This window comes from Accumulibacter sp. (genome assembly GCF_023806565.1).
In the GTDB taxonomy this organism is placed as follows: domain Bacteria; phylum Pseudomonadota; class Gammaproteobacteria; order Burkholderiales; family Rhodocyclaceae; genus Accumulibacter.
Genome location: NZ_JAMTDV010000129.1, coordinates 1 through 8,864, shown reverse-complemented (window position 1 = coordinate 8,864; position 8,864 = coordinate 1). Strand labels below are relative to the sequence as shown.

Sequence of the window (8,864 nt, the reverse complement as noted above, 5' to 3'; positions counted from 1 at the left end):
CTTGCCGGGACAGGGCATCACTGCCCTGTTCGGACGTTCTGGTTCGGGCAAGACGACGCTGCTGCGCTGCATCGCCGGACTCGAAAGATCAGCCGCCGGCTTCCTGGCGGTCAATGGCGAAACCTGGCAGGACGGCGCACACCGGCTACCCGTGCATCGCCGCCCGCTCGGCTATGTCTTCCAGGAGGCGGGGCTTTTCCCGCATCTCGACGTCGCCGCCAATCTCGAATTCGGGCGCCGCCGCATCGCTGCGGATCAGCGCCGCGTGTCGCTCGCGCGGGCCGTCGAGCTGCTCGGCATCGGTCACCTGCTGGAAAGGCGGTGTGATCGCCTGTCGGGTGGCGAGCGTCAGCGCGTGGCCATTGCACGCGCGGTCGCCACCAGCCCGCGCCTGCTGCTGATGGACGAACCGCTGGCTGCGCTCGACCATGCGCGCAAACAGGAAATTCTGCCGTACCTGGAGCAATTGCGCGACGAACTGGAGATCCCCGTCCTCTACGTCAGTCACTCCCCCGACGAGGTGGCGCGACTCGCCGACCATCTCTTGGTCGTCGACGACGGCCGCGCTGTCACGCATGGTCCGCTGGCCGAGGTTCTGGCGTGCGTCGACCCGCCGCTGCGCCTCGGCGATGATGCCGGTGTCGTCTTCTCCGGAACGGTGATCGAACGGGATGCCGAGTGGCATCTCGCCCGAATCGTCTTCGCAGGTGGCGAAGTCTGGGTACGCGACGGCGGAGCCGCCGTCGGGCGACGCGTACGCCTGCGCATCCTGGCGCGCGATGTGAGCATTGCGCGCAGCCGTCATGACGACTTCAGCATCATGAACCTGCTGTCAGCGACGGTGATCAGCCATGTTGCTGAAGACCATCCAGCGCTCGCGCTGGTGCAGTTGCGCGTCGGCGACACGCCCCTGCTGGCACGCCTGACCCGGCACTCGGCGTCGCGCCTCGAACTCGCACCGGGCCAGCAGGTATGGGCTCAGATCAAAGCGGTGGCACTGGTCGGTTGAGCGCGCGCCAGCCGTCACGCAGGTGCCGCCGTGCTCCGAGTTGGTGCAGAGCCAGAGCAGAGCCTGCTGGCGGGCAGCGGAAACGTTTCGCGCGAGGTTCCGTGAATCGCCGAGCCTGTCGGGCCGGCGAGATTCCGGCATCGGCAAGCGCGATGAAGGCACCGGTCCAATGCGGACACCTCCCCGGCGCAAGCTCACAATCGCGTCGCAAACCCGACAATTCTCCGGAAAACCGCTGCAAGGCACTGATTTGCAACGGCTTGATTGCTGGCACTGGAATTGCAGGCTGTTGAATGCCATGAACCGCAACCTTCCTCGCGACATCGTCATCAACGACACCACGCTGCGCGACGGCGAGCAGTCGGCAGGTGTCGCCTTCAGTCCCGACGAAAAGACCGACATTGCGCGTCGCCTTGACGCTGTCGGCGTTCCCGAGCTGGAAATCGGCATTCCTGCGATGGGTGAGGCCGAACGCGAGAGCATCCGGGCGGTTGCCGCGCTGCGACTGAAGGCGCGCCTGATGGTGTGGACGCGAATGAACCGCGCCGACATTGCGCTGGCGGCGAATCTCGGTGCGCAGATGATCGACATTTCCGTGCCTGCGTCCGATCAGCACCTGCAGACGAAACTGCGACGCCATCGCAAGTGGCTGCTGACGGAGATCGGCGAACACGTACAACTGGCGCGTGACTTCGGTTTCGGCGTCGGCATCGGCGCCGAGGACGCCTCGCGCGGCGACCCGGACCTGCTGGCGGCGATTGCCGAGGCCGCGCAGACCGCCGGTGCGCGGCGCATCCGCTTTGCCGATACGCTGGGCGTGCTCGATCCATTCGCCACCTTCGAACGCATTCGCCACCTGCGTTCGCGGTGCGATCTCGAAATCGAGATGCACGCCCACGACGACCTCGGAATGGCCACGGCCAACACGCTGGCCGCCGCCCGCGCCGGCGCGACGCATCTCAACACGACCGTCAATGGGCTTGGCGAACGCTGCGGCAACGCGCCACTGGAAGAAGTCGTACTGGGTTTGCATCTGTGCCAGGGCATCCGGACAGGGATCGAGCTTGCTGGTTTGCACGCGATCTCGCAGCGAGTGGCCGTCGCTTCCGGGCGTCCACTGTGCTGGCAGAAGAGCGTTGTCGGCGAAGGCGCATTCACCCACGAGGCAGGGATTCATGTAGATGGTCTGCTCAAGGATCCTGCCAACTATCAGGGCTTCGATCCGCGCCTGGTTGGCCGGAGTCATCGCGTGGTTCTCGGCAAGCATTCCGGGGCGCGGGCCGTACAACAGGTGATGGCGGGTCTCGGTCATGAGCTGTCGGATGCCTCTGCCCGCGCCTTCCTGCAACGGCTGCGAAACTTCGTTGCCGAGAAGAAGCAAACGCCGTCGTCGGCCGACCTGTTGGACCTGCTCGGCGCATGTGCCGATGCAAAGGACAGATGCGATGGCTGACCGACTCGAACTGCTGGAGCCCGGCGACGACGTGCTCTACTTCGACGAGCACTGCCCGCCGCGCGTCGCGGCACAGATCGACGCGGCGGCGCGTGCCTACGGCCAGCCGGCAGCCGAGCAACGGTTGCTTTTTGCCTACTTTCTGGCGCCCGAGCAGCTATCGGTCCTGGTCGCGCTGTACCGTTATTATTTCTATCAGCATCGCCTCGACGACGCTCTGCTCGTCGCCGAGCGGGCGCTCGAAGTCAGTGCGCGCCGCCTGCAACTGCCGGGAGGTTGGCGCAACCTGGGCCCACGCACGCTTGGCGAGGCGGCAATGCGCTCGATGGGTATGCTGCGATTCCATCTGCTGGCGCTCAAGGGATCGGCGGTGATCCTGTTGCGCCTCGGGCAAGTCGGCGAGGCCTGCACTCGCCTGCGAACGATTGCCGGAGTCGACCAGCGCGATTTCCTCGGCGCTCGGCCGTTGCTCGCGGTCATCGATCGCCACGTCACACCGCTCACCGAACCCTTGGACTGAATGAGGACAAAGCCATGGCTTGCGCCAACGACACCTTTGCGGACGACCTCGCCGAGCTGAGTTCGGCGGAAGAATTTCTCGACTACTTCGGCATCGACTTTGCCGTGCCGGTGGTGCAAGTCAATCGCCTGCACATCCTGCAACGTTTTCACGATTATCTGGCCAAGCAGGAAGCCGACAAGGCACCTGACTACTCCGCCTATCGTCACTGGTTGGCACGCGCGTACGGCGACTTCGTCGGCTCCAGCGCGCAGGCCGAGAAGGTCTTTGCCGTCTTTCAGAAGGTCGAGGGATCGTCCTTCGTGCCACTTTCCTCGCTGACGGATTGAACCCGTGTTGCCGCGCTGGGACTACGGTGACGCGGTACGGGTGACGCGCAACGTGCGCAATGACGGCACCTTTCCGGGCGTGCCGACCGGCGACCTGCTGGTGCGACGCGGGCGTATCGGGCATGTGCGTGATGTCGGCTTCTTCCTCCAGGACCAGATCATCTACTCTGTCCACTTCCTCGACGAGGGACGCCTGGTCGGCTGTCGTGAAGAGGAGCTGGTCGGCGTCGACCAGCCATGGATCGAAAGCCGCTTCGAGGTTCGTCAGAGGGTGCGAGCGCTGCGCCCGCTGGCCGTGGGTGGGGAGATCCGGGTGCCGCCCGGCAGTCGTGGGGAAATCCTGAATCTCGAAAGACCGGAGACCGGGGGCGTCGTCTATCGGACGCACTTCGATTGCCTCGCGGGCGTCCCCCTGTGGGTACCCGAGGCCGCTCTCGGTGAATGGCCGCGGTCGGACGATGCCTGAACCGGGCAGCATCTACCGGTCGATCAAGCTCGCCGCGCGATTGTTCGGCAAGCCGCTGGAGTCTCTCGCACCGGCAGAGCTGCAGCGGCTGACCAGAGTCGCCGACCGGCAGCAGGAGATCGAGACGCTGATCCTGGAGACCCCGGAAGCGGCCAGCGTGAAGCTCGATGCGGCCTCGATCGACGCCAGCCTGATGGAAATACGCGGCCGTTACGGCGACGAGGAAGAGTATCACGCGGAACTCCGGCGCGTCGGCCTGGATGCGTCTTCGTTGCGCCAGGCGGTGTCACGTGACCTGTTGGTCGAGGCGGTGCTGGAAAAGGTCGCGGCAGGTTTGGCGGCGATCAGCGATACCGACGTCGAGATTTTCTGGTACATGAACCGGCAACGCTTTCGCCATGGCGAGACGCGTGTGCTGCGACATCTGCTGGTGACCATCAACGACGGTCTGACGGGCAACGAGCGTGAAGCCGCACGGGCCCGCATCGACGCCATCCACGCCCGCCTGCTCAGGGAGCCGCAGCGCTTTGCGGAGCAGGCCCTCAAGCATTCCGAATGTCCGACGGCAATCCATGGTGGCCTGCTCGGTCGCGTCCCGCGTGGCCGGCTCTACCCGCAACTCGATGCGGTCGCCTTTTCGCTTGCCGAGGGGATGCTCTCGGAGGTGATCGAGAGCGAACTCGGCTACCACCTGGTCCGCTGTGAGGCGATCCAGCACGAGCGGCTGCTGAGCTTCGCGGAGGCCCGTCAGACGATTCGCGAGCATCTCGAAGGGAACCAGCGGGCACTCGGCCAGAAGTCCTGGATCAGGGCACTTCGTCCGCAGGGAGCCGGACGGTCACCCGATGCGAACCGCAGGTAAGCTGCTGCTGCCGACAGAGACGCTTTGCAAGCCGCCATGGCAATCGGTCCGAACCCGATTGCTGCAACCCGGCACGCCAGTAGAGCCATCGTCGCGCTCGAAATCCCTTTCCCCGAAGGCGTCTTGGTTCTCGCATTGACAATATGTAGTCTAATGGCTACATTTGTCTTGTGCTCCAAATCGGCAAGACCGATGTCTAGGGTGCTTCCAAAGATGGCCTTCGCGAAATCCAGCGGCGTGCTCGCATCTTGGTCCGAATCGAGCGGCTTGCAGCCGGAAATTCCGACGATGTGAAGCCTGTCGGTGAAGGCGTATCCGAGTTGCGTATCGATGTTGGCCCCGGCCATCGAGCGTAATTCACCAAGCGCGGCCGAGAAGTCGTCATTCGATTGGCTGGTGGCGATACGTGGTCTCGATCGGTGGATATAAAAGCCGCGTTTCGATTTGGCGCGTAATCTGAAGGAGTAAGGCATGGCAAAGACAGCAACTTCCCGTGATGACGTCGCAGAGCATCTCCGCACCGCGGAAGAGATGGCGGCTTACCTTGAAGCGTGTATCGAAGAGGCTGATGGGGATGCCAAATTCATCGCCAGAGCGCTGGGCGATATGGCGCGTGCAAAGGGCATGTCGCAGGTGGCCCGTGATGCCGGGCTTTCTCGCGAAAGTCTCTACAAGGCGCTCTCGGGTGATCGTGCTCCGGGTTTCGATACCATCCTGAAAGTCATGGGTGCACTTGGGCTAAAGCTGCATGCAGAAGCTGTAGAACACCATCAGGACGCCGAACACAACGATCCAGGGGAGGGCCAGCAAGCGTGTTCCCTCGCTTCGCTCGGCCACCCCTGATCTTCGACGTCAGGCCTCCACGCCACCAGTTAGGTGTCAGATGAAGATCATTCCGGCAAAGCGCGTCCGTCGCACCTACCTACAGCATCTGATCGGTGCTCCCGAAGCGGTCTTTCCATTGCTTTGCCCTGTGCGCGAGACGGACTGGATCCAGGGTTGGGATCCACTTCTCGTCGTATCGGAGTCCGGAGTAGCGGAGCGTGACTGTGCCTTTGTCACTGCATCGCTCCCGTCGAACGCGGTCTGGTATGTGACGCGCCACGAACCAGGCAATGGGTTGGTGGAGATGATCAAGATCACGCCGGGTGTGACTGCCTGTCGCCTGAGCATCCAGCTCCGCGCTGTCGCGAGTGGGTCAGAGGCCGAGGTGACCTACTGTCACACGAGTCTAGGCCCGGAAGGCGATGAGTTCGTCGCCGCATTCACCGAGGACTGCTACGGCAAGTTCATGCGGGACTGGGAAGCTCGGTTGAACCATTACCTTGGCCACGGAACCGCACGGCCGGAAGCCTCTCAAGAAACTCCGTCGTAGGTCATTGATATGAGTGGTCTGCGCTGCTCACCGCAGTGGTCCTCGTCCCGCGCCGGTCGCCGACGCGGCGGCATGCCAGCGCTGCTCGAAAGTCGCCGGAGACAGGTTGCCCAAGGACGAGTGACGACGTTCCGTGTCGTTGTAGCCGAAGTATTCGCCCAGTTCCTGCTGCGCTTCGGCACGAGTCCGGAAGTGCTCGCCGTGGACGCACTCGACCTAGACCGTGCCGTTGGCCGATTCCATCGGCGCGTTGCGACGGGCTTCGCCCCCTCGCCTGAAGGCTCGCGAAACTCCGCTTCGCTGGTTTTCCCAGCAGTCGCCCTTGCGACTCATGGAAACGGCAATCCCGCGCGCCTGCAGGACCTTGCGATAGCCGTCGGCAGCGTATTGCGAACCACGATCGGAGTGATGCACCCGGCCCGGCGCCGGGTCGCGCCAGCCCAGGGCGACCCGCAGTGCGGCCAGCGTCAGCTCTTGCGGCAATCGCGTCACCCCCGCTTCCAGTTCGCTCTTTGGCTTTCGGGACGACGCCTTGGCCGGCGGCTCCCCCTGGCGCACAGCGCCCAGTTCGCCAACGTCTTCGCCGACATCTCCGACGATCGCGCCACCGCCGGAATGCTCCGCCCACCGTCGGTCACCTGCTGCACTGCCGCCGTCCGAAACTCCGGCGTATCACTCCGATTCACTTTCTTCCTGTCCAAGCTGCGCAGGGTCAATCTACCGAGCCTCGTGGCATCCGCTTCTTGGGTAGCCGATCAGTTCGCAGCAACAACATCACGCCGAGACGTCTTTCAGGCGCGCGACCCGGTTGCTGACCGTTGAAGTCGGCAGTCCGGTCAGACGGGCAGCGGCGCTGAAGCTCCCCGCCTGAACCGCCTTGACGAATATTGCGGCTTCATGGCGGTCCACTGTTCAACCTGCTGAAAAGTGTTTTCACAGTTAACCATCTGGCGTGCGAATTGTCCGACCCATAGGGTGCAGGCATCGCGCAACGGAGGCAGCCATGAAGAAATTGGCATTCATCAAGCGCAGCAACGGTAGTCATTGGGTCGGCGACGGTTTCCCGGTCCAGAGCATCTTTTCCTACAGCGACATCGCCGAAGAAATGTCGCCCTTTCTGCTGATGGACTACGCCGGCCCGACCAATTTTCCGCCAACGACCCGCAAGCTCGGTGTCGGCCAACATCCCCATCGTGGCTTCGAGACGGTGACCATCGTCTATGAGGGGGGCGTCGCCCACCGCGATTCGTCCGGTGGCGGCGGCAGCATCCGCGCGGGCGAAGTGCAATGGATGACAGCGGCCTCCGGCGTAATTCACGAGGAATACCACAGCCCGGAATTTGCGGCGCAGGGCGGTGCCTTCGAGATGGTTCAGTTGTGGGTCAACCTGCCGGCCAAGGACAAGATGGCGCCCCCGGCTTACCAGGGCATCACGGCCGAACAGATTCCGGTCGTCATCGTTCCCGGCGGGGCGGGTACGGCGCGCATCATCGCCGGTCGATATGGCGATGTGGTCGGTCCAGCCCATACCTTTACACCAATGAACGTCTGGGACCTGCGCCTGAAGGCCGGCCATCAGGTGAGCTTGGATCTGTCGGCGGGGACGACTACGGCACTTTTCGTGTTGCGCGGCGCGATCGAGTTCGACAGATTGCACACGGGGCGTGCCGCCGAACTGGCGGTAATGGAGCGTGCGGGTGGCCACCTCGAATTCGCTGTCAGCGAGGACGCAAAACTCCTGCTGCTCAATGGCGAGCCGCTCCACGAGCCCATCGTCGGCTACGGTCCCTTCGTGATGAACACGCGAGAAGAGATCGCGCAGGCGATCGATGATTTCAACCGCGGCCGCTTTGGAGTGATCAGGCAATGACTCGCTGCTTGCCTGGCCACGGATCAGTGGGTGGCATTCCGCACTCGCGTGCACGGGGGTAAGGTCACGCCCGACATCGGGCGCGCCCCCGTTTATCGCAAGCGCATCGACGGTCACCGCAGCGTCATCGACCGCAGGCAAATTGCTGGCAGCTCTCAGGGATTCGGGATCGTTCTTTGCCTGCCACAAAGAGCAGGGCCGCACATTGGCGGCATAGTAGAATCATCCACAGACCGTGATCACGGATTTCTACATACACTAGCGAGGAGCCTCCATGTCCCCCATCCACGCCGTGCAGGCCGTCCTGCAGGACACACCGTATCTGGTCTCCTTCATCGACGACCAGGGCCACAGGTGGAACGCAGACGAACCCGAGGAAGTGGGCGGTGGCAACAGCGCTCCAACGCCGGAGGGCTTGATCCTGTCGAGTCTCGGGGCCTGCACCGCGATCACCCTGAAAATGGTCGCCACCCGCCGGCAGTTGCCCGTGACGGGAATCCGGGTCGAATTGCAGCTCAACCCTGACGGCAAACCAATAGCTGGCAACGACATCGTCCGACGGATCCAAGTGGAGGGCGATCTGGACGAGGAACAAAGGCGGCAGTTGCTGAAGGCGGCCAATGCTTGCCCGATGCACAAGCTGCTGACCGGTGAGATCCGCATCATGACCGACCTTGGCAAATGAAATCCGGCTGTGCAATCGCGGCAAGTCTGAGCGTGACGGACCAATATTGCTGATCCTGTGGCAGGAAGAATCGGCGCGTTGTGCATTCCTTCGGCGCAAGAAGTCTGTTGCAGGGAGCGCCGATCAAGCTTGAGCGACATTTCCATGCACGCGATAATACGAACCTTCCCGGTGCCGACATTGGCACGCTTCATCCGCGACGGGAGACTGTGCAGGGACGCGCGAGTTGCCAGGTAGGCGTTGGCATCGCGCAGAAGGATCAAGAGGACCACCGCCACATGCTGCTGATGATCGA

General features: G+C 63.3%; 13 protein-coding genes and 3 pseudogenes. 12 read left to right on the top strand and 4 right to left on the bottom strand.

Annotated features, from left to right (window positions below; genetic code table 11):
- The 9 genes and pseudogenes from modC to NFV80_RS15500 form a co-directional block, all read left to right on the top strand.
- The coding region (modC, locus tag NFV80_RS15540) for a molybdenum ABC transporter ATP-binding protein (protein ID WP_296759260.1) at positions 1-1,009 on the top strand (1,009 nt) is incomplete at its 5' end.
- Positions 1,010-1,307: 298 nt separating this feature from the next.
- Positions 1,308-2,462: a homocitrate synthase gene (gene nifV, locus NFV80_RS15535; protein WP_295324313.1), complete on the top strand. Its 1,155-nt coding sequence runs from the start codon at positions 1,308-1,310 to the stop codon at positions 2,460-2,462.
- A complete protein-coding gene (locus NFV80_RS15530; protein ID WP_295324310.1) occupies positions 2,455-2,982 on the top strand; it encodes a hypothetical protein in 528 nt (175 codons plus the stop codon). Before nifV ends, NFV80_RS15530 begins: the two co-directional genes overlap by 8 nt.
- A 14-nt stretch (positions 2,983-2,996) precedes the next feature.
- Positions 2,997-3,311: a nitrogenase-stabilizing/protective protein NifW gene (locus NFV80_RS15525; RefSeq protein WP_295324307.1), complete on the top strand. Its 315-nt coding sequence runs from the start codon at positions 2,997-2,999 to the stop codon at positions 3,309-3,311.
- A gap of 4 nt (positions 3,312-3,315) precedes the next feature.
- Positions 3,316-3,777, top strand: coding sequence for a nitrogen fixation protein NifZ (locus NFV80_RS15520; protein ID WP_296759257.1), 462 nt, complete (start codon positions 3,316-3,318; stop codon positions 3,775-3,777).
- Positions 3,770-4,639 carry a nitrogen fixation protein NifM gene (gene nifM, locus NFV80_RS15515; protein WP_295324302.1) on the top strand — a complete coding sequence of 290 codons (870 nt, stop codon included), beginning with the start codon at positions 3,770-3,772 and terminating at the stop codon, positions 4,637-4,639. The genes NFV80_RS15520 and nifM overlap by 8 nt, the downstream gene beginning before the upstream one ends.
- A 227-nt stretch (positions 4,640-4,866) precedes the next feature.
- Positions 4,867-5,107, top strand: a pseudogene (locus NFV80_RS15510) (type II toxin-antitoxin system RelE/ParE family toxin).
- Between the two features lie 3 nt (positions 5,108-5,110).
- Positions 5,111-5,482 carry an addiction module antidote protein gene (locus NFV80_RS15505; RefSeq protein WP_295324299.1) on the top strand — a complete coding sequence of 124 codons (372 nt, stop codon included), beginning with the start codon at positions 5,111-5,113 and terminating at the stop codon, positions 5,480-5,482.
- Between the two features lie 40 nt (positions 5,483-5,522).
- Complete coding sequence (locus tag NFV80_RS15500; protein ID WP_295324296.1) at positions 5,523-6,014, top strand: hypothetical protein; 492 nt, start codon at positions 5,523-5,525, stop codon at positions 6,012-6,014.
- A 27-nt stretch (positions 6,015-6,041) separates the two neighbouring features.
- Here the strand turns inward: NFV80_RS15500 and NFV80_RS17495 are convergent.
- The 4 genes and pseudogenes from NFV80_RS17495 to NFV80_RS15490 form a co-directional block, all read right to left on the bottom strand.
- Positions 6,042-6,218 (bottom strand): annotated as a pseudogene (locus NFV80_RS17495) (IS3 family transposase); the annotation flags it as partial.
- A 12-nt stretch (positions 6,219-6,230) separates the two neighbouring features.
- Entirely contained in the window at positions 6,231-6,506 is a 276-nt protein-coding gene (locus tag NFV80_RS15495) for a DDE-type integrase/transposase/recombinase (protein WP_295324293.1), read from the bottom strand.
- On the bottom strand, positions 6,503-6,700 hold the full coding sequence (locus NFV80_RS17490; protein WP_366143440.1) for a transposase: 198 nt from the start codon (positions 6,698-6,700) through the stop codon (positions 6,503-6,505). Before NFV80_RS17490 ends, NFV80_RS15495 begins: the two co-directional genes overlap by 4 nt.
- Before the next feature lie 65 nt (positions 6,701-6,765).
- Positions 6,766-6,923, bottom strand: a pseudogene (locus NFV80_RS15490) (LysR family transcriptional regulator); the annotation flags it as partial.
- Between the two features lie 94 nt (positions 6,924-7,017).
- On the opposite strand from NFV80_RS15490, the gene NFV80_RS15485 reads away from it, so the two are divergent.
- From NFV80_RS15485 to NFV80_RS15475, 3 genes are all read left to right on the top strand, one after another.
- Complete coding sequence (locus tag NFV80_RS15485; RefSeq protein WP_295324291.1) at positions 7,018-7,884, top strand: pirin family protein; 867 nt, start codon at positions 7,018-7,020, stop codon at positions 7,882-7,884.
- Positions 7,885-8,158: 274 nt separating this feature from the next.
- Positions 8,159-8,569, top strand: a complete 411-nt coding sequence (locus NFV80_RS15480; protein ID WP_295324288.1) for an OsmC family protein — start codon at positions 8,159-8,161, stop codon at positions 8,567-8,569.
- Between the two features lie 107 nt (positions 8,570-8,676).
- The coding region (locus NFV80_RS15475; protein ID WP_295324285.1) for a hypothetical protein at positions 8,677-8,864 on the top strand (188 nt) is incomplete at its 3' end.